This window comes from Arthrobacter sp. 001422645 (assembly GCF_059816125.1).
The window spans coordinates 36734-56173 of sequence record NZ_JCBANT010000001.1 but is presented as its reverse complement, the minus strand read 5'-3'; the positions used below and the strand labels follow the sequence as shown (position 1 = coordinate 56173).

The 19440-nt window shown below is 66.4% G+C and carries 20 protein-coding genes; 18 read left to right on the top strand and 2 right to left on the bottom strand.

Features of this window, described 5'->3' with window-relative positions; genetic code table 11:
- Window positions 1-3: 3 nt before the first annotated feature.
- Window positions 4-1077, top strand: a complete 1074-nt coding sequence (locus AC6EUH_RS00285; RefSeq protein WP_499737488.1) for a glycosyltransferase family protein — start codon at window positions 4-6, stop codon at window positions 1075-1077.
- A 43-nt stretch (window positions 1078-1120) separates the two neighbouring features.
- Here the strand turns inward: AC6EUH_RS00285 and AC6EUH_RS00280 are convergent, their stop codons facing one another.
- Window positions 1121-2998, bottom strand: coding sequence for an ABC transporter ATP-binding protein (locus AC6EUH_RS00280; RefSeq protein ID WP_235500089.1), 1878 nt, complete (start codon window positions 2996-2998; stop codon window positions 1121-1123).
- Between the two features lie 124 nt (window positions 2999-3122).
- On the opposite strand from AC6EUH_RS00280, the gene AC6EUH_RS00275 reads away from it, so the two are divergent.
- The 7 genes from AC6EUH_RS00275 (at window position 3123) to AC6EUH_RS00245 (ending at window position 9345) form a co-directional block, all read left to right on the top strand.
- Window positions 3123-4091 (top strand): glycosyltransferase family protein, encoded by a 969-nt coding sequence (locus tag AC6EUH_RS00275; protein ID WP_499737487.1) that lies wholly within the window; start codon window positions 3123-3125, stop codon window positions 4089-4091.
- A complete protein-coding gene (locus AC6EUH_RS00270; protein ID WP_056425905.1) occupies window positions 4088-5425 on the top strand; it encodes a glycosyltransferase in 1338 nt (445 codons plus the stop codon). The genes AC6EUH_RS00275 and AC6EUH_RS00270 overlap by 4 nt, the downstream gene beginning before the upstream one ends.
- Window positions 5426-5427: 2 nt before the next feature.
- Window positions 5428-5922: a hypothetical protein gene (locus AC6EUH_RS00265; RefSeq protein ID WP_499737486.1), complete on the top strand. Its 495-nt coding sequence runs from the start codon at window positions 5428-5430 to the stop codon at window positions 5920-5922.
- Between the two features lie 68 nt (window positions 5923-5990).
- Window positions 5991-6629: a glycosyltransferase family 2 protein gene (locus AC6EUH_RS00260; RefSeq protein ID WP_056425908.1), complete on the top strand. Its 639-nt coding sequence runs from the start codon at window positions 5991-5993 to the stop codon at window positions 6627-6629.
- A 4-nt stretch (window positions 6630-6633) separates the two neighbouring features.
- Window positions 6634-7032 (top strand): DUF2304 domain-containing protein, encoded by a 399-nt coding sequence (locus AC6EUH_RS00255; RefSeq protein ID WP_056425911.1) that lies wholly within the window; start codon window positions 6634-6636, stop codon window positions 7030-7032.
- A complete protein-coding gene (locus AC6EUH_RS00250) occupies window positions 7029-8120 on the top strand; it encodes an acyltransferase (RefSeq protein WP_499737485.1) in 1092 nt (363 codons plus the stop codon). Before AC6EUH_RS00255 ends, AC6EUH_RS00250 begins: the two co-directional genes overlap by 4 nt.
- Before the next feature lie 79 nt (window positions 8121-8199).
- Window positions 8200-9345 carry a glycosyltransferase family protein gene (locus AC6EUH_RS00245; protein WP_499737484.1) on the top strand — a complete coding sequence of 382 codons (1146 nt, stop codon included), beginning with the start codon at window positions 8200-8202 and terminating at the stop codon, window positions 9343-9345.
- Window positions 9346-9390: 45 nt separating this feature from the next.
- On the opposite strand, the gene AC6EUH_RS00240 is transcribed toward AC6EUH_RS00245, so the two are convergent.
- Window positions 9391-11784, bottom strand: coding sequence for a GH25 family lysozyme (locus AC6EUH_RS00240; protein ID WP_499737483.1), 2394 nt, complete (start codon window positions 11782-11784; stop codon window positions 9391-9393).
- A 19-nt stretch (window positions 11785-11803) separates the two neighbouring features.
- Here AC6EUH_RS00240 and AC6EUH_RS00235 point away from each other — a divergent pair, with 19 nt between their 5' ends.
- From AC6EUH_RS00235 to prfB, 10 genes are all read left to right on the top strand, one after another.
- Window positions 11804-12136 (top strand): hypothetical protein, encoded by a 333-nt coding sequence (locus AC6EUH_RS00235; protein WP_499737482.1) that lies wholly within the window; start codon window positions 11804-11806, stop codon window positions 12134-12136.
- A 186-nt stretch (window positions 12137-12322) separates the two neighbouring features.
- Window positions 12323-13366, top strand: a complete 1044-nt coding sequence (gene galE / locus AC6EUH_RS00230; protein WP_499737481.1) for a UDP-glucose 4-epimerase GalE — start codon at window positions 12323-12325, stop codon at window positions 13364-13366.
- 156 nt (window positions 13367-13522) lie between these two features.
- Window positions 13523-14746: a TadA family conjugal transfer-associated ATPase gene (locus tag AC6EUH_RS00225; protein WP_499737480.1), complete on the top strand. Its 1224-nt coding sequence runs from the start codon at window positions 13523-13525 to the stop codon at window positions 14744-14746.
- On the top strand, window positions 14746-15600 hold the full coding sequence (locus tag AC6EUH_RS00220; RefSeq protein WP_499737479.1) for a type II secretion system F family protein: 855 nt from the start codon (window positions 14746-14748) through the stop codon (window positions 15598-15600). Before AC6EUH_RS00225 ends, AC6EUH_RS00220 begins: the two co-directional genes overlap by 1 nt.
- The gene (locus AC6EUH_RS00215; protein ID WP_056425933.1) at window positions 15597-16538 is read left to right on the top strand and encodes a type II secretion system F family protein; all 942 of its coding nucleotides are present in this window, start codon (window positions 15597-15599) and stop codon (window positions 16536-16538) included. The genes AC6EUH_RS00220 and AC6EUH_RS00215 overlap by 4 nt, the downstream gene beginning before the upstream one ends.
- An 85-nt stretch (window positions 16539-16623) precedes the next feature.
- Window positions 16624-16872, top strand: coding sequence for a hypothetical protein (locus AC6EUH_RS00210; RefSeq protein WP_499737478.1), 249 nt, complete (start codon window positions 16624-16626; stop codon window positions 16870-16872).
- 57 nt (window positions 16873-16929) lie between these two features.
- Window positions 16930-17274, top strand: coding sequence for a TadE family protein (locus tag AC6EUH_RS00205; protein WP_200912988.1), 345 nt, complete (start codon window positions 16930-16932; stop codon window positions 17272-17274).
- Complete coding sequence (locus tag AC6EUH_RS00200) at window positions 17255-17698, top strand: hypothetical protein (protein ID WP_499737477.1); 444 nt, start codon at window positions 17255-17257, stop codon at window positions 17696-17698. Before AC6EUH_RS00205 ends, AC6EUH_RS00200 begins: the two co-directional genes overlap by 20 nt.
- 56 nt (window positions 17699-17754) lie before the next feature.
- Window positions 17755-18165, top strand: a complete 411-nt coding sequence (locus tag AC6EUH_RS00195) for a pilus assembly protein TadG-related protein (protein WP_499737790.1) — start codon at window positions 17755-17757, stop codon at window positions 18163-18165.
- A 121-nt stretch (window positions 18166-18286) separates the two neighbouring features.
- A complete protein-coding gene (prfB, locus tag AC6EUH_RS00190; RefSeq protein WP_499737476.1) occupies window positions 18287-19402 on the top strand; it encodes a peptide chain release factor 2 in 1116 nt (371 codons plus the stop codon).
- Window positions 19403-19440: the final 38 nt, after the last annotated feature.

Here is a 19440-nt window from a genome sequence, read left to right as displayed (position 1 = left end):
TGGGTGCAAAACGAAACTCGGGATTCCGTCCACGCCGCCCGGGGAACGTCCCCCGCTGTCCGAAGCGCGGAGGCTGGGAAGACACCCGATCCCCGGGTACTGCAATTCAACGATTGCGCTTTTGTGGCCCGGAACATGGTCCGGGCGGCCGCCCGGGCCGGCAAGAAATGGGACTACTTGCCGCCGGAGCAGGTGCGCCCCATGACGGCCGCGCCCGCCAACCCGGTCCTGGCCCGGGCACGCTTTGTTCCGTACGTTGCCCGGCGGGCGGCAAAGCTGTGGACGGCGGATGTTGTCCACGTCCACTACGCCACCAGCGCGCGGTTGCTCCGCGAACGGGGGATGCCGAAGCGCCCCTACGCCCTCACGCTGCACGGTACCGACATCCGCAAACAGTGGGCCGACCCCCACTTCCACGATGAGATCCAGCGCGCCATCGACGGCGCCGCATACGTTTTCTATGCGAACAATGACACCGCCGAAAACGCGGTGGCCGCACGGCCGGATGCCGAGTTCCTGCCTGCGCTGGTCGATGCGGCCAGCCTCCCCGCCTGGCAGCCGGACGCACGCCCGAACATCCTGTTCGTCTCGCGCTGGGACGAGGACAAAGGGATGGAGCGGCAGCTGAGCCTCGTCCGCCAGCTCCGCCGGGCCGCCGGTCCGGACGTGAGAATCCTTGGACTGAACTGGGGACCGGGTGCCGGGCGCGCGGCCGAGGCAGGCGTGACGCTGCTGGACCGTATGTCGCAGGAGGAATACCACCGTGTGATGTCCGGTGCGCATGTCGCCGTCGGCCAGGCCACCAACAACTTCGCCACCAGCGAGTTCGAGGCCCTTTGTATGGGGCTGCCGCTCGCCGCAGTGGGGACACGCCTTTCCCGGCCGGACGACGGCTCCACGCCCCCGGTCCTGGAGGGAACAGAGGACGACGTCGTGGCGCAGGTCCTCGAAGCGCTCAAGGACCCCCGGGGGTGTGCGAGCACGCTCGGCGGGTCAGCGTGGGCGCTGCCCCGCTACGACGCGGCAGCCTACGTGGACCGCCTGGAGAATCTCTACCGGGGGATCGCGGGCCGCTGAGGAATCCTCGCAGCGGATGGAGCGGCGCTAACGCCACGGACGCTTACAGCGCGCGTGCCTCCGGGCGTGCCGATTCCCCCGCCGCGGGGGAGCCCGCCGCCGGGTCGTGGAGACCCGCGAGGGCGGCCTGCTGGGCGAAGTCGGGATTGGCGCGGATGACTTCCTCGAACGTTCCCTGGGTAATGACGCTGCCGTCCTTCATGAAACAGATCCGGTCGTTGTTCCGGACGGTGGAAAGGCGGTGTGCCACCGAAATGACCGTGATCTCACCGTGCAGTTCGCTGATCGCGTTCGCAACCGCGGCTTCCGTGGACGTGTCCAGTGCACTGGTGGCCTCGTCGAGCACCAGCACCAGGGGGTCCATATACAGTGCACGGGCGATGCCCAGGCGCTGACGCTGACCGCCTGACAATGCCAGGCCCCGCTCGCCCACCCGGCCATGGACTCCGCCGGCGCGGGCATCGATAGTCTCGAGGAGCTGGGCGCGTTCCAAGGCTGTCCGGACGCGCTCTTCGTCGATGTCGCCGCCCCAGCTCAGGGCCACATTCTGGGCAACGGAGCCGTCGAAAATCGCCACGTCCTGGGGTACATAGCCCACCCGTTTGCGCCAGTCAGCCAGCACTTCCTCGAGCGGCACGCCGTCGAGCGTCATGCTGCCCTTCGACGGGGTCAACAAACCGAGGAAGATGTCGATCAGGGTCGATTTGCCGGCTCCGGACTGCCCCACGATTCCCACGGACGAGCCGATGGGCAGACTGAGATTGATCTTGGTGACGGCCGGGGTTTCGGCACCCGGGTAGGTGAACTCAACATCCTTCAGCTCAAGCAGCTTCGGTTCGTTGGTGATCGGAGTCTTACCGAGTTTCTCGGCGTTCTCCCGCAGTACCGCAGCGTCTTTGATGTCGCGCATCACAGTCTCGGTATAGGGGAGGGTCGACTGGACCAGGGTCAGCTGTCCCTGGACCGTGGTCAGGGCGGGCACCAGTTTGAAGCCCGCGAGGCCGAAGATAGCCACGGACGACATCGCGGCTTCCATGCCGCCGATCATGAAGCCGACCGCGCCGATCAGCAAAAAGCCGCCAATCAGGGCCATATCGATGACGAACTTGGGGACCGCGCTCATGAACCGGATATTCGACCGCGACCGGGCGGCCCGTTCACGGCTGTGCAGGACGATGTTGCCGACTTCCTGGGCCTTGTCGCGGAGAGTAATCTCCTTGAGGGCAGCGAGCATTTCGGCCACGAGGGTGGACATGCGCATCGCAGCATCACGGTTCACCCGTCCGGCCTCATACGACTTCTTGGAGAGCCACAAGTACAGGAACGCGGCGATGATGCCGAGGTAGATGACCGTCACCAGAGCGGTCTGCCACGACGCGACGACCAGGACGATCAGGACTGATACGAAGGTCAGGGCCTGTGCCGGAAGCGTCACCGCAGGGAAGAGGACGCCCGAGACGGTGTTCGCGATTCCGACGTCGATCATCCGGACGAGTTCCGTGGTGGAGCGCTTCATCCGTTCCGTCCAGGGGGCGCGGATGTAGCTCTGGAAGAGAATGGAGCCAATCTCCAGCTCATAGTCGGCGAACTTGCGGGTGGACACCCACTGGAGCCAGATATTCAGCACGGATTTCAGGATCATCACCAGTGCGGATCCGACCAGGATCAGCAGGCTGAACTCCTGGGTGACGTCACCGAAGACCGGCAGGGTCATCGTTCCGCCCTTGAGGATCTGATTCAGGACAAGCGCAAAAACGCCCAATGCTGCCGCGTCGAGGAGCGAAAGAACCGCCGAGAGCACACCAAAGAGCAGTAGGAACCGCCTGGCGTTGGCGGGCAAGAGAGGCAGCAGCTCGCGCATCGTGCGGCGCAGGTGTTTCAAGGAGTACTCCAAGACGGCGGTGGGAAGAATCCATCCCATACTACGCGGCGTGCTGCCGCGGCCCCCGTTCCCGTCAGGGACGGGTGCCGCTGTGAAACAGTGGCGGATCCGCTGCAGGAGGGGCCTGACGGGCCACCCGCGGCCAAATGAGATGATGGACATCATGAGTCAGAAGATCCGAGTCACCCAACTGTTCGACTGCGCCGACGTCGCGAAAACGCTCGTGGCCGAAGGCCGCAGGCAGGGCCAGCCGTGGAGGCTCATCCAGGGACCATGGACGCGCGGCGGGGGCAAGGCCGCCTACTACCGGTTCCGGGCCGAACAGCTTCTGGCGTACCCGGGAACCAGCATGTGGCACGTGAATATGGGCGGGCGTGCGGTCTGGGCGCGGGGCGCCCTGTCCCGGCCCTATGCGTTGACCCTGCATGGCACCGATATCAGGGAAAACTACTGGCAGGACCAGCACCACCAGGCGATGAAAGCCGATATCGACGGCGCGGGCCACGTCTGGTACGCCACCCCGGACCTGCGCGAGAAGGCCGAACGTGCCCGGCCGGACGCGGAGTACCTGCCGATCCCCGTCAACATGGCGGAGCTGCCGGCGTGGGTTCCGGCGCCCCGGCCGCGGGTCATTTTCCCGTCCCGCTGGGACGCCTCCAAGGGAGGGGACACGCTGCTGCAGGTCGCGGCCGACGTCGTCGCCGCCGTCGGGGGCCCCAACGGGGCGGACATCGTCGGCCTGGATTGGGGCGACCGGGCGGCCGAGGCCGCGGAACTGGGAGTCAGACTCATTCCCAAGATGCCCAAGCAGCAGTTCTTGCAGGAAATCGCGCAGGCCCATGTGGCGGTGGGGCAGGTGGCCGGCATCCTGGCCACGAGTGAGCTAGAGGCCATGGGGATCGGCGTTCCGACGATTTTCGCAGACCAAGTGGACGGCTACAACGCGGATCTGGCCACGATCAGTGTCAGCCGTTCCGACGTCGGCCAGGCGGCGCGCGAGGCCTTGGCCGATCCCGTGACGACGTCGCAGAAGCTGCAGGGTCCGGAATATATCCGGGTCCACCACGGAGCCGCGGGCATGATCCCGACGCTCGAGGCGGGCTATGCCAAGGTTCTGGGCAGGTCCGCATGAGCAAGCCGCACCTGCTGTACATCGCATTCGCGTTTCCGCCGAGCACCGCCTCGTCCGTCTACCGCTGCACGGCGGTGGCCAATGCCTTCGCCGAGGATGGCTGGGACGTCACGGTGCTGACCCTGGACAGCAACATCTGGTCCGAAATTTCCGGAGTTGACCAGAAACTGGCCGACTCGGTGGATCCCCGGATCCGCATTGTCCAGGTGGACGACGGCGGATCGGAGGAGCCTGCCCGCGGCGACCTTCGCCGGTTCTCCCGGCTGCGGATTGAAGCGCCCTACGTCTGGAAGGAAGTCATGCGGCGCCGCGGGCGGAGGGACTTCCCGGAAGACTTCCATGGCGCGTGGTTGGCCCCCGCCAGCAAGGCCGCGCGGGAAGTCCACGCCGACAAACCGGTCGATCTCGTGATGGCGTCGGCGAGCCCTTACGTGGCGTTCGGGGTCGCGCGTTGCCTGGAGGGGGTCCCCTACATCATGGATTACCGCGATGCCTGGGCCTTCAACACCATCACGGGGGCGGAAGACTTCGACACAGGGAGCGAGCGCGGAAAACTGGAAGCGCAGTTCCTGGCCGAGGCCGCCGGTTCGTGGTTCGTCAACGACCAGATCAGGGATGAATACGCCTCCAGGTACCCCGAATCCGCAGCGACAATGCTGGTGGTGCCCAACGGCTTCGACCCACAGCCGGGACACGCCGCGCCCGGAATCCGGCGGACCCAACACCCGCGCTTCGGGTATTTGGGAACCCTGCAGTACGTCAACATGCCGATGGCCGAGTTCCTGCAGGGGTGGGGCATAGCATTTCCTGGTCCCGATTCCAAGGCCGAGGCGGTGTTCCGTGGCAAGCTCAGTGCCTCGGGAGCGGCTGGCGCCGAGGTCCTTGAGACCTTCGGGTCCGCGTCGCGGAACGGCTTGACGTACGAGGGGCCGATTTCGAAGCGCGACGTAGCCCGCTTCTACGGCTCGGTAGACGCGCTCCTGTTGTTGCTGTCCACCGGAAAGTTTGTGACCGGAGGCAAGACCGCCGAGTACCTGGCGACCGGGCTGCCGATCGTCTCGGTACACGATCTGGGCAATGCCGCCACGGAGCTGCTCCGCGACTATCCGTTGTGGTTTCCGGCCAAGGACCTCTCTCCGGGGAGCATTGCCTCAGCCCTGCAGGAATGTGCCGACGCGCTGGCTCATCCGGACAGCGCCGTGTGGGATGCCGCCTGGGAATACGGCCAGAAGTTTGCCCGCAGCGCCATCTTGGCACCCGTCATTTCGGATCTGCGCGACCTCGTGGGCCACCCGGTCCAGAGGCCGCTGGCGGAAGAAAAGAGTAACCCCTAGCCATGAAACCAACCGGAAATCTCCGCCTGGGCATCGTTGTAGGCCGCAGCTCGCACCCTCAGGCCACGCTGGACAACCTCTGGAGCCGTGCCCTGGAGTCCGTTGAACCAGCGGACCGTCAGCTGAGCGTCACCGCCGCCTACGTTGCCGGCGCCGGTCCGGCCTTGGTGCCGTCCGCCCCCGGACTGGAACTGGTGCCCGTGGTGCCGGCCGGGCCGGGACGTCTCACGGCAGTCCTCGATGCCCTGTCCCGCAAAGGTGGTCCGCTCGGGATCGCGGGGAGGCTGGCAAGGGACAACTGGGAATCCCGTCAGCTGGCCAAGGCCATAGCGCGCAGCGCCGGGCTGCAGACGGCGCTGCTCGGAGCCGATGTGGTCGTCGCCGCCGACGTCGCCGCCAACCGGGCCGTCTGGCAGCTCAGGCGCCGCACGGCCGCCCCGCTCGTACACGGCCCGATTGCCATGATGCACGCCCTGCGCCGGATAGCGGAACGCTGAGCCGCCCCAGTCAAACGTGCCGTCTGTGGAATACTTGATGGGTGAGTCGCACTTGGATAGTCATACCTATGTACAACGAGGCCTCCGTCGTTGGCGGGGTGATCGACGGACTCCGGAAGGAATTTCCGCACGTCGTGTGCGTCGATGACGGAAGCAGCGACGGTTCGCAGGAAGTGGCCAGGCAGGCCGGCGCGGTAGTTGTCCAACACCCGGTCAACCTGGGCCAGGGCGCTGCGCTCCAGACAGGGTTCGAGTATGCGCTGCAGGATCCCGAACTCGACTGCATCGTAACGTTCGACGCCGACGGGCAGCACCGGGTTGAGGACGCCAAGGCCATGGCCGACCGCGTGCGGACCGGCGAAGCCGACCTCGTACTCGGCTCACGGTTCCTCGACGGCCGCACGAAACTTTCCCCGGCGAAGCGGCTGGTGCTGCGGACCGCTGCGGTCCAGTCCCGCATGGCCACCGGAATGGCGCTTACTGACGCGCACAACGGGCTGCGCGCCATCGGGCCCGATGTGGCCCGCAAGATCCACCTCACTCAGAACAGGATGGCGCACGCCTCCGAGTTGATCCACCAGGTGTCCGAGATCAGCCCTCGGTGGGTGGAACACCCCGTTGAGATCATCTACACCGATTACTCAAAGGCAAAAGGCCAGTCCTTGCTGAACTCCGTCAACATCATCGCTGACCTCCTGTTTAGGTGAGAAATTGCAAATCATCGTCCAAATAGTTCTCGTCCTTGCCGTCATCGTCGTCTCCCTGGCGCTTATGCGGGGCGGTTCAAATGCCCGGCACCTGGCTATCCGCCGGATCATGCTGGTGATTTTCGCGGTTGTGGCCGCCCTGTCGATTTTCTTTCCGGAGCTACTCACCATGCTCGCCCGGTCCCTCGGAATCGGCCGCGGAACCGATCTGGTCCTTTACGGACTCGTCGTCAGCTTCATGGTCTTTATGGCCACGACCTACCAGCGCTTCCGGCACATGGAGACAACGCTGACGCAGCTTTCCCGGCGGATCGCTATCGACGAGACCCCGCGTCCCTGGCTCAAGGATGCGCCGGCGACGCCGTCGACCGTGTTCTCGGAACGAGTGCAGGAAACTGAATGACGGACCTCGGGACGCGTTCGGACAAACAAGAGGCCATCGCCGCCTCGCGTGACTACTCCCTCGACATCCTGAGAATTCTGAGCATTTGTGGCGTCGTCGCGATCCACCTCTTTGGGTACGTCCTAGGGCACTCCGCGCCCCAGTCACGCAACTGGTGGCTGGCGGCCGGGTTGGACATCCCCTTCATCTGGGTCGTCCCGGTCTTCGTGATGATCTCCGGCGCCCTCCTGCTGGCGCCCCGGAACACGGCCCTGGAGCCCCGGTCTTTCTACCGGAAACGCGCGGTAAGGCTGCTGCCCGCCCTGATCGTGTGGCATTTGGTCTATCTGATCGGCGTCCGGGGGCTCATGCGCGGCGAAGACCTATCGCCGGCCAGGGTGGTCCAGCTGCTCCTCGACGGCTCCGTCTTCACCCAGCTGTATTTCCTCTGGCTGATTCTCGGCCTTTATGCGGTCGCTCCACTTATCTCGGCTTTCCTGCAGGACGGGGGACCGCGACGTGCCCAGGCCCTCGCGGCCTTCCTGCTGGCTGCCACGGCGCTGGTGTATATGGTGCCCGGAATTGCCGCGTCACTGGGCTTCGCCCGGCCGATCAGCCTGAACATCTTCACCCACTGGCTGCCCTACGTCGGCTACTTCGTGGCTGGCCGCGCGCTGCGGGACGTCAGGCTGAGGGGCCGGTCGCTGTTCGTGGCCCTCCTGGCGGTCGCCGGCCTGGCGGCGCTGTGTCTGTGGCAGTACGGACACCGGGGACAAGCGGGCGTGCTGAACGCGGTGGCGCCCGTCAGCTACGTCTCGCTGACCGTTATGTTGCTTGCCGTGGCCGTGTTTCTGTCCGCCACGTCCATCTTCGGCCGGCTCACGCCGGGACGGGTGACGGGGCGGATGCTGATCACCCTCTCCAGCGCTTCCTTTGGAGTGTTCCTGGTCCATCTGCTGATCTTCGAGATCATCAGGCTGAACGTGCCCGCAGTCTACGACGGAAGGTCGATCGTGGCGGGCTTCGCCAGCTACGCGGTGACGCTGGCCTTGAGCTTCGCCGTAGCCGTCCTTGCCTCCCGCATTCGCTTCGTGCGGAGTATTTTCTAGCCGCAGGCTTCGGCGCCCCGGTGCTCGTGAGGAGCGGCCGGACGTGAGGGGCGGCCTCCCGGTCTGGAATGATGGAGGCATGACAGCCTTGCCCCGACTTCTCATCATTTCGTTCTCACCGATCCGGTCTGACCCCCGCGTGCTCAAGCAGGTGGCGCTCTTCCGCGGGAAGTACCACCTCATCACGTGCGGCTACGGTGCTGCACCGGAAGGCGCCGATGAACATTTTGCGTTGTCGGCGGATGCGGTCGGGTGGCCCTCGGACAGGCTCGGACTGCTCGGGCGCCGCTACCGGCGCGCCTACGAAAAGATGTCCGCGGTCCAGCAAGCGCGGCAGCTGCTCGCGGGACTGTCCGTCGACGTCGTGCTCGCCAACGACCTGAACACGCTGCCGGTGGCGGTGGACCTGAAGCCGAAGTACGGGGTGCATTCCGACCTCCACGAGTTTGCGCCGAAGGAAAAGGACGACGACCTCAAGTGGCGCCTGTTCGTGGCACCGTTCATGCGGTGGCTTTGCCGAACCTACCTGCCCCAGGCCCGCTCGCTCACCACCGTGGCTCCCGGCATCGCGGCGCAGTACACCTCAGATTTTGGAGTTGCGGCGCAGGTGGTCACTAATGCGGCTCCCTTCGCGCCGGGAACCCCGAAGCCTGTCGGTGAGACGATCCGGCTGATCCACAGCGCCGCGGGCCAGCGTTACCGGAAACTGGAAAACCTTATCGAGGCGATGCGCAGCGCGCCGTCGGGCGTTGAACTGGACATGATCGTGATGCCCAACGAGCCGGCCTACGTCGCCGAATTGAAGCAGGCGGCGGCTGACGTCCCTGCGGTGCGTTTCCGCGAACCGGTGCCGTACGCCGAACTGGTCAAGACCCTGAGCGGCTACGACGTCTCGCTGGTGTTCCTCCCGCCGACCAACTTCAATATGGAGAACGCCCTGCCCAACAAGTTCTTTGAGGCGGTGCAAGCCCGGCTGGGCGTGGTGGTGGGACCCTCGCCTTCGATGGTGGAAATCGTCAAGGAATACGGCTTCGGTACCGTCACCCCGGACTTCTCACCGTCCGCGCTGGCCACGACGATCCAGTCGCTGGACCGCGAGCAGATCATGGAGTGGAAGCGGGCGGCGGACCGTGCCGCGGGACCGCTGGCGGCGGAGTCGCAGGTGAAAATCTGGGAAGCTGCGATCCGCGACCTGCTGCCTGCCGCGGAGTCCGCGGCCTCCTGAGCCTCGGCTGGTGCCCGGGGCTGGTGCCCGGGCGCCCGTCCCTTGCTAGGGCAGCGCGCCCACCTGCGTTGCAGGCCAGTAGCCGCTGTTGCGCCCGGGCGCCCCGGCATAGAACCACAGGCTTCCGTTCCGATTCACAGCTGCCAGGTCCGGGGTCCCGTCGGCGTTGAGCCGGCCCGCCCCCAGCAGGATGGAGTAAGCATTCCACCCGGAGGTGCCGATCTTCTGCCCGGGGCGGTAGCCGGGGCTGGTGCCCGAGACCTTCCCGGTTCCGGCATAAAACCACAGGGTTCCATCGGGACGTATGCCGGCGAGATCGTTGATGCCGTCTCCGTCAAGGTCCTCGACGCCGGCGACGGAATGGAAGCTTGACCACCCGGATCCGACCTTGACGGCGGGGGAGTACCCCTCATCTGTTGCGGACACCTTCCCGGTGCCGTGGTAGAACCAGAGCGTGCCGTCCGGGCGGATACCGGCCAGGTCGTTCTTGCCGTCCTTGTCAAAGTCACGGGTTGCGACGAGCTTGCTGTACACATTCCAACCCGTGCCCACCTTCCGGCCGGGCGAATAGCCCTCACGGCCGGCGGACAGATCCCCGGTGCCCGCGTAGAACCAGAGACTTCCGTCGGGCCTGACGGCGAGGAGATCACTTTTCCCGTCGCCGTTGATGTCGCCAGTGCCGACGAGCTTGGTGTAGGCGTTCCAGCCGGTCCCGATCTGGCGGCCGGCGGCATATCCGTTGGTCCCGGTTGAGGCGTAGAACCAGAGAGCGCCGTTCTTGGCTACCGCCAGGAGATCAGGCCGCTTGTCACCGTTGAAGTCCTGAACGGACTCCACGATGGGGAAGTTGTTCCAGCTGGACGTGCCGATGTTGACGGCCGGTTTGTACCCCGCTTCATTCATGCCGGTTCCCGCGTAGAAAAGCAGCGCGTTGTCACGACGGCGGGTCAGCAGGTCCGCCTTGCCGTCGCCGTTGCCGTCGCCGGCTCCCAGCACGTCCAGGAAATTGTTCCAGCCGGAGGTACCGATCCGGGTGCCCGGGGCGTAGCCCGGGTTCGTCGCTGAGACAGCGCCTGTTCCGTCGTAGAACCACAGGCTGCCGTCGGTTTTCGTGGCGAGCAGATCGTTGGTCGGTTTGCCGCCGAAGTTCCGGACGCCGACGATACTGATGTACGCATCCCAGCCCGACGAGCCGATCTTTAGTTCCGGAGCGTAGCCGCTCTGCGTCGATGACACGGCCCGTGTGCCGGCGAAGAACCACAGCGTCCCGTCCTTCTTGGAAGCGACAAGGTCGTTCCTGCCGTCGCCGTTGAAGTCCCTGACGCCCGCGACCTGGCTGAAGGCGCTCCAGTTGGTCGTGCCCATCTTGATGGCCGAAGCATAGCCCTGGCTTCCGGCACCAACCGTCCCTGTTCCCGCATAGAACCGCATGGAACCGTCCGGTTTGATGGCGGTGAAATCGTTCCTGCCGTCGCCGTTGAAGTCTCCGACGCCGACGATGCGGGAGTAGATTCTCCAGCCTGAGCCGATGCGGACGGGGCTCGTGAATCCGCCCTGGCCGTTGCCGGGGTAGAACCAGAGCGTGCCGTCAGCGGCAATGCTCAGCAGATCGTTGCGTCCGTCGCCGTTGAAATCATCCACCGGGGTGTTCAGGCTGGCGCCGGAGTTATCGGCGAAGCGCCGCAGCCCTTCGTAGTCGCCGTTCCAGACGTTGGAGTCGCCGGCGAACGGGCCGGACTCGCTGTACTGCCAGAGGGAGTAGGCGCTCCAGCTTGAGGGCAGCGGGCCGGCGTAGTTGCTGGCCGAACTCGGCCAATACGCGGTCCAGAGGGGGTAGTCGCCGAAACCCGCGGCATCGCCCACGCATTGCTTCCACCAGTTGGTGTTGGTGTAAATCACCGGGAGCCGTCCGGTCAGCGCCTTCATGGTGTTTCCGAAGTCACGCACCCAGCTCGTCAGCTGGCTGGCAGACCGGTCGTAGCAGCTGTTGCCCTGGTAGAACCCGTCGATCGTTTGCCCGGCGTACGGGTTGGCCTCGAAGTCGAGCACCGGTGGGAGCGTATAACCGTCCGCGCTCCAGCCCCCTCCGTTCTGGACGAAGATCCTGGCCTGATCAGCTCCCGACGAGGCCAGCGGGTTGGCGAAGTGGTAGGCGCCCCGGATCATGCCCACCTGGCGGGCACCTTTGTACTGGGCAGCAAAAGTGGCGCTCGTGTAGTAGTTGCCTTCCGTGGCCTTCACGTAGGCGAAGCGTGCGCCCAGTTTCCACTGTGTCTGCCAGTTGACGTCCGCCTGCCACTTGCTGACGTCCAGGCCTTTGACGCCAAAAGTGGGTGACCAGGTCCCCTCGGTCGCCGGCGCTGACTCGGCCTGCGCGGCGCGCGCGTCCTTGAGGCTTTGGCCCATCTCGGCGCCAGCAGGTCCGGCCGCCGCTGCCATGGCATCCCGGTAGCTTGTGGTGGTTGGCGCGGGCGCCGGGGCCGCTTCGGTCGTGGCGGCCGGCGGGGTCGCCGTCGGAGAAGGAACCGCCGACGCCGTCGTGGCCGGAACCGACGTCGTCGTCGCCGTCGGAGCGGGTGCCGACGTCGGCGCTGCGCTGCCTGCTGAGGGCGACGGCGTGGGGGCCGGCGCGGTGGCGACCGCCGGCGCCGGAAGGCCCACCACGGAAACGGTGGCCACAACCAGGGCTGCCAGGGATGTGAACAGCGACGTGCGTCGTTTTGCCAGGGTCGGGTTCGGCTTCATGTGTCTCTCCGGAGCAACGACGCGCTCCGGAAAACACGTCATCTAGTTCACGATGACCGGTGGTCCGCTCAGCGGACACCGAAAAGTCAATATCGGTGGGTCTTGACGCGGCCACGGTAGCACCGGCATCTCAGTGATGCCAGAGTTGCCAGTGTTAACTGTGTGACTTGTGATCATTCCGTTGTGCGCCCGCCGCGCCGCGACCACGGCGAAGCAACTTAGACTGGAACCCATGAAGGTATTGGTTACCGGCGGCGCCGGCTACATCGGATCCCACACGGCGCTTTGTCTCCTCGAGGAGGGGCACGACGTTGTAGTCCTCGACAACTTGATGAACTCCAACCAGGAATCCCTTCACCGGGTGGAGGAGCTCACGGGCAAGAAAGTGGACTTCCGCGAGGTCGATTTGCTCGACGCCGCGGGTGTCGACGCGGTCTTCGCCGAGGGAGGCTTCGATGCCGTGATCCACTTCGCCGGGCTGAAGGCCGTCGGGGAATCGGTGGAGAAACCGCTCTGGTACTACCAGAACAACGTGGTGGGAACTTTGAACCTGCTGCACAGCATGGACGCGGCGGGCGTCCGCCGTCTGGTCTTCAGCTCCTCGGCCACCGTCTACGGCGCCTCGGAGGAAGTGCCGCTCATCGAGAAGGCCCCCCTGGACGCCACCAACCCGTACGGCCGCACCAAGGAACAGATCGAGGACATCCTTACCGATGTGGGTGCCGCAGACCCGCGCTGGAGCATCGCGCTGCTGCGCTACTTCAACCCGGTGGGAGCGCACGAGTCCGGCCTGATCGGCGAGGACCCCCGCGGCATCCCCAACAACCTGCTGCCTTTCGTGGCCCAGGTGGCCGTGGGGCGCCGCGAGAAGGTCATGGTGTTCGGCAATGACTACCCGACGCCGGACGGCACCGGGGTGCGCGACTACATCCACGTGATGGACCTGGCCGCCGGGCATCTGGCCGCGCTGGGCTATTTGCGCGACAAAGCCGGGGTGTTCCGCTGGAACCTCGGCACCGGCCGCGGCTCCTCCGTACTTGAGGTCATCGAGGCGTTCGGCAAGGCCGCCGGCCACGCCGTGCCCTACGAATTTGCCCCGCGCCGGCCCGGCGACGCGGCCGTCAGCTACGCCGATCCGTCGGCTGCGCTCGCCGACCTGGGCTGGTCCGCGCACCGGAGCCTGGCGCAGATGTGCGAGGACCACTGGCGCTGGCAGAGCAGCAACCCGCAGGGCTACGCCACTGTTCCCGAAACTGCCGGGGTAATGGCGAAGTAGCGCTCCGGGCAGCGGCGTCCGCCGCCCGGCCGGCGCCGCTGCCCGCGGCTTATCCACATACGGCGACGGGCACCCTTGCCCGCGCGCCCCGGCTCCTCTAGCTTTAACCCAATTGCAGCGCCCAGGGACAGGGCGGCAGTCATATTGGGGGCCATCGTGGAGGCTGTGCGCATTGTCGAGGACGAAGTCCGCGAGTTGATTCGCCGGCGCGGCCTCGACCCCTCGAGGCAGGCCGGTGAAGTCCGGCGCCTCGTCGAAGCAGCGGTCATGGACTATGACGAGCGGGCCCTGCTGGCGCCTCTCCCGCCCATCGGTCCGCTGGAGACCGCCCGGAGATTCGTCTTCGATGCCGTGGCCGGATTCGGCGCCCTGCAACCGCTCCTCGACGACCCCGCCATCGAGGAAATCTGGCTCAACGCTCCCAACGAGGTCTACGTAGCCCGTAACGGTGAATCTGAGCTCACGTCGGTCTCGTTCACGGACCAACAGGTCCGGGACCTCGTGGAACGGATGCTCAAGAGTTCGGGGCGCCGCCTCGATATGTCGTCCCCGTTCGTGGATGCGGCGCTGCCCGACGGTTCCCGCCTCCATGTGGTGATCCCGGATGTCACGCGGCGTCACTGGGCCATCAACATCCGCAAGTTTGTCGTGCGGGCGAGCCGGCTCGAACATCTCGTGGAGCTGGGCACGCTGACGTCCCAGGCTGCCCGGTTCCTCGGCGCCGCCGTGGCCAGCGGCCTGAACATCCTGGTCTCCGGCGCGACCCAGGCCGGCAAAACCACCATGCTCAACTGCCTGGCCGCAAGCATCGGAACCCGCGAGCGCGTCATCACCGTCGAGGAGATCTTCGAGCTGCAGTTTCCGCTGCGGGACGTGGTGGGACTGCAGTGCCGGCAGCCAAATCTGGAAGGCGAAGGCGAAATTCCCATGCGCCGCCTGGTCAAGGAAGCACTGCGCATGCGCCCCGACCGGCTGGTGGTGGGCGAGGTCCGGGAAGCTGAGAGCCTGGACATGTTGATCGCTTTGAATTCGGGCCTGCCGGGGATGTGCACGGTCCACGCGAATTCGGCCCACGACGCCGTCACGAAGATCTGCACCCTCCCCTTGCTTGCGGGCGAAAACATTTCCAGCGCCTTCGTGGTGCCGACGGTTGCTTCCTGCATCGATCTCGTGGTCCACTGCGCCCGGCAGGCCAACGGACGCCGGGAGGTGACGGAGATCCTGTCGTTGGGCCGACGGGTGGAAAACGGCATCATCGAGTCTTCCATGGTCTTCGCCCTGGCAGACGGACAGCTGCAACCCAAGGCCAACTCGATGCCGTCGGCGGAAAAGTTCGCCCGTTCGGGCTACGACGTCGCGCGCCTGCTGGAGCCGCGCTGATGGCGGCGATGCTCGGAATGCTCGCCGGCGCGGGCCTCCTGCTGATCTGGTGGTCCGCGTGGGAACGGCCCGGGAAGTTCCGGTCTGCCCCGCGGCGGAGCCGTCTCGAGGACCTGCTGCGGACCGCGGGAATCGAAAAGGTCAGCGGCCCCGGCCTGCTGGCGAGCTGCGTCGGCGTCGGCGTGTTCACCACGCTGGTGTTCTTCGCCGTGACCAAGTCGTGGCCCATCGCGGGCTGTTTTGGACTGTTTGGGGGCTGGCTGCCCATGGCCATCGTGAAATGGCGGGCGCGGAAGCGCGCCGCCGTGCTGCGCCAACTCTGGCCCGACGTCGTCGATCACCTGCGCTCGGCCATCCGGGCCGGTCTTTCGCTGCCGGAAGCCCTCATCCAGTTGGGCGACAAGGGTCCGGAGGAACTCCGCGACGTGTTCCGCGATTTCGGTTCCGACTACCGTTCGGGAGGGCAGTTCGATCCCTCACTCACGCAGCTGAAGGACCGTCTGGCGGATCCCGTGGCCGACCGGATCGTCGAGGCGCTCCGGCTGACCAGGGAAGTGGGCGGCTCGGATCTCGGCCGGCTGTTGGGCACCCTGGCGGAATTCCTCCGGGAGAGTGCACGCACCAGAAGCGAACTGGAAGCCCGGCAGTCCTGGACCGTCAACGCCGCCCGGCTCGCGGTCGCCGCACCCTGGATCGTCCTGGTGCTCCTGGCAAGCCGGCCCGAAGCAGTGGCCGCCTACAATACCCCGGTCGGCACCGCCGTCCTGCTGGGCGGCCTGTCGGTCTCCCTGATCTCCTATGCCGTCATGCTGCGCATCGGGGCGTTGCCGGAAGACGAGAGGGTGCTCCGGTGACCGCGCTCATGGCCGCCGCAGTGGCCTGTGGAGTAATCCTTGGCAGCGGTGTTTGGTTGTTGCTGGTCAGGCTGCCGTTTATGCGGCCGACCACGTTTGTTGACCGCATCGCGCCGCAGTTGAAGTCGCACAACCTGGAATCACGGCTCCTGCGCACGGTGCCGGGAAACATCACGCCGTTCGGACCCCTGGAACGGATCCTGCGGCCGGTCATCGGCGATGCCGTGACGTGGCTGGGGAGGTTGAACCCCGGATCCACGGCCTTGAGCCGCCGGCTGGCAAGGGCCGGAACCGACAAGTCGCCTGCCGATTTCCGGGCAGAACAGCTCCTGTGGGGCGCGGGCGGTTTTGTCGCGGCGGTCGGAGCAGTTGTACTTTTCGGTGCAGCCGGACGTTTCAGCCCCCTTCTCGCCGTTGTGCTGGTGCTTGGCAGCGCGGCCGGCGGCTACATGTTGCGCGATTACCTGCTGGGCGCCCAGGTCCGGAGGCGCGAGGCGCGCATGATGGCGGAGTTTCCCAGCATTGCCGAGCTTATGGCGCTCGCTGTCAGCGCAGGTGAGAGCGCTACGGGCGCCCTGGACCGGGTGTGCCGCAGCGCCCGGGGTGAGCTGTCCAAAGACTTTACCCGCGTGCTGGCGGAGACCAGGGCCGGGAAACCGCTCGTGGAAGCGCTGCAGGAGTTCTCGTCACGGACGGAGCTCGGACCCTTGCTCCGCTTCGTGGACGGGCTGATCGTGGCAGTGGAGCGGGGGACGCCCCTCGCCGATGTGCTGCGGGCCCAGGCCCAGGACGTCCGCGATACGGCAAAGCGCGAGCTCATGGAGTCGGCTGGAAAGAAGGAAATCGGCATGATGGTGCCCGTCGTCTTCGGCGTCCTGCCGCTGACGGTCGTGTTCGCGGTCTTTCCCGGCCTGGCCGCCATCAGCATGGGGTTGTAAGAGCACGGGGTAATAGGGAACGGGAACCGCACGGAAACAGCAGGCAAACCACCGAACCACCGAACCACCGAGAAAAGGGAGAACAGTGAAACAGATCCTGAACCGCATGGCGCTGGTGCTCTGCACTATCAACCTCGTGCCCGGGCAGGCCCGGGTGCACGCCGCCACTGGACCACAGTCCGGACGGCCCGGCGATCACCGCGAGCGGGGCGATGTGCCGGGCTGGGTGATGATCACCCTGATGTCGGCCGTCCTCGTCGCCGCCCTCCTCGCGCTCGCCGGCCCGGCGCTGGAAGGACTCTTCAACCAGGCCATGGACAAGGTGGGGCAGTAGCACGTGCGGCGGCCCGCCGCCTGCCGGGGCCATACGGACGAACGGGGTTCGGCGGTGGTGGACTTCGTCCTTGTGGGCGGACTGCTGACGCTGTTCTTCCTCGCCATCGTCCAGCTCACCCTGGTGCTCCATGTTCGGAACACCCTGATCGACGCCGCGGCCTCGGGCGCCAGATACGGCACCCTCGCGGACCGCGGCGCCGGGGATGCCAGGGACCGGACCGCGCAGCTGATCGGGGTGGCGCTCAACCCTGAGTTCGCCACGGACGTGACCACGGGCGAAGTCACATACCAAGGAATCCGGACCCTGGAGGTCACAGTCCGCGCGCCGTTGCCCGTCATCGGGCTGATTGGTCCCCGCGCCGTCCTGGAGGTGAAGGGGCATGCGGCCATCCAGCCCTGACGCAACGGACCGGCGGGAGCAAGGGAGCGCGGTCGTCGAATTCACGTTCCTGTCCCTCCTGCTGATGGTGCCGTTGGTCTACTTCATCATCACGATGGGCCAGCTGCAGGGCGGCTCCTTCGCGGTGGTCGGCGCCGCGGACCAGGCCGCAAAGGTGTTCGTTGCCCAGCCTGACGCCGCCGGCGGGCGGGCCGCCGCCGAGCAGGCCGTTTTCGTGGCGCTCGCCGACCACGGGCACCCCGCGGCGAATGCCCGGGTCGAGACGAGTTGCGCCCCGGCGGACTGCATGGCTGCCGGCTCGGCGGTCACGGTCACTGTGCACCTGACGGTGCCGTTGCCGTTCGTCCCGTTCAGCGAGGCCCTCCACCTGAACGCGGGGCAGCTGAGCGCCTCGGCCACGCAACTGGTGGGCCGCTTCCGGTGACGGCGTCCTTGCGTCCGCCGCGGAACCCGGCAGCCCGCACCGAGGACGGGCAACTGATGGTGCTGATCATCGGCTTTGTCCTGCTGGCCCTGTTGCTGGCCACCGTTGTCACGGCTGCCTCCAGCGTCTACATCGAGCACAAGAAGCTCCTCTCGCTGGCCGACAGCGCTTCCGTGGCGGCCGCGGACAGTTTCACCCTCGGACAGCTCGAAACCGCCGGCGGCAGTCCCACCGCCGTCCTGACCGGCGCGCGTGTGCGCGGCGCCGCCGTCGAGTTCCTGGACCGCAGCAGCGCGTTCGCACGGTTCAGCGGCCTGGCCGTCGGGCCAGGGACGGGCAGCCCGGACGGTTCCACCGCCGTTGTGGTGCTCAGTGCCGCCGTGCACCCGCCCGTGGTCAGCTTCCTGGTTCCCGACGGGATCAGGATCGAGGCCAGCTCGACGGCGCGTTCCCGGCTCACCCGGTAGCCCCGCCGCCGGCCCGGACCCAACCCGGACCCGGCCAGGACCCGGCCAACCCGGACCCGGCCGGACCCGGCCCTGCCTCAAGTCCGGGCGGCCCGCGCCGATAGCGTAGGCTTAAAAAACCATGGCAAACATTGATTTTCCCGCAGAAATCCGCGCCCTGCGCGCCACCTACGCCTCGATCGAGAACGTTTCGAATGTCGAGGCGCTGAAGGAAGACATCGCCGAACTCAGCGAACGGGCCGGCGAACCCAATCTGTGGGACGACCCCGCGGCCGCCCAGGTGATCACCTCGAGGCTCTCGCACCGCCAGTCCGAGCTGGCCCGCCTGGACTCCCTCACGGCCCGGATCGACGACCTCGAAGTCCTCGTGGAGCTGGGCCAGGACGAGGACGACGCCGACTCCATGGGGGAGGCCGCCACCGAACTGGAATCGATCCGCAAGGCGTTGAAAGACCTTGAAGTGGTGACCCTGCTGTCCGGCGAGTTCGACGAGCGCGAAGCGGTGGTCACCATCCGCGCCGGCGCCGGGGGAGTGGACGCCGCGGACTTTGCCGAGATGCTGATGCGGATGTACCTGCGCTGGGCCGAACGCCACGGCTACCCGACCACCATCATGGACACCTCCTACGCCGAAGAAGCCGGACTGAAGTCCGCCACGTTCGAGGTCAAGGCCCCCTATGCCTACGGCACGCTCAGCGTCGAGGCCGGCACGCACCGGCTGGTCCGGATCAGTCCCTTCGACAACCAGGGCCGCCGCCAGACCTCGTTCGCCGCCGTCGAGGTCATCCCGCTGATCGAGCAGACCGACTCCATCGACATCCCGGACAACGAGATCCGCGTCGACGTCTTCCGGTCCTCCGGCCCGGGAGGCCAGTCCGTTAACACCACGGACTCCGCCGTGCGCCTGACCCACATCCCCACCGGCACGGTGGTGTCCATGCAGAACGAGAAGTCCCAGCTGCAGAACCGTGCGGCCGCCCTGCGCGTGCTGCAGTCCCGGCTGCTGCTGCTGAAGAAGGAACAGGAGGACGCCGAGAAGAAGGCGTTCGCCGGCGACGTCAAGGCCTCCTGGGGCGACCAGATGCGCTCGTACGTCCTGAACCCGTACCAGATGGTTAAGGATCTCCGCACGGAACACGAGGTGGGCAACACCTCGGCCGTGTTCGACGGCGAGATCGACGACTTCATCGACGCCGGCATCCGCTGGCGGACCGACAACCGCAACGCGAACAAGTAGCACCATCCGCCTCTTGCGTCACACCTGTCCCTCCGGTC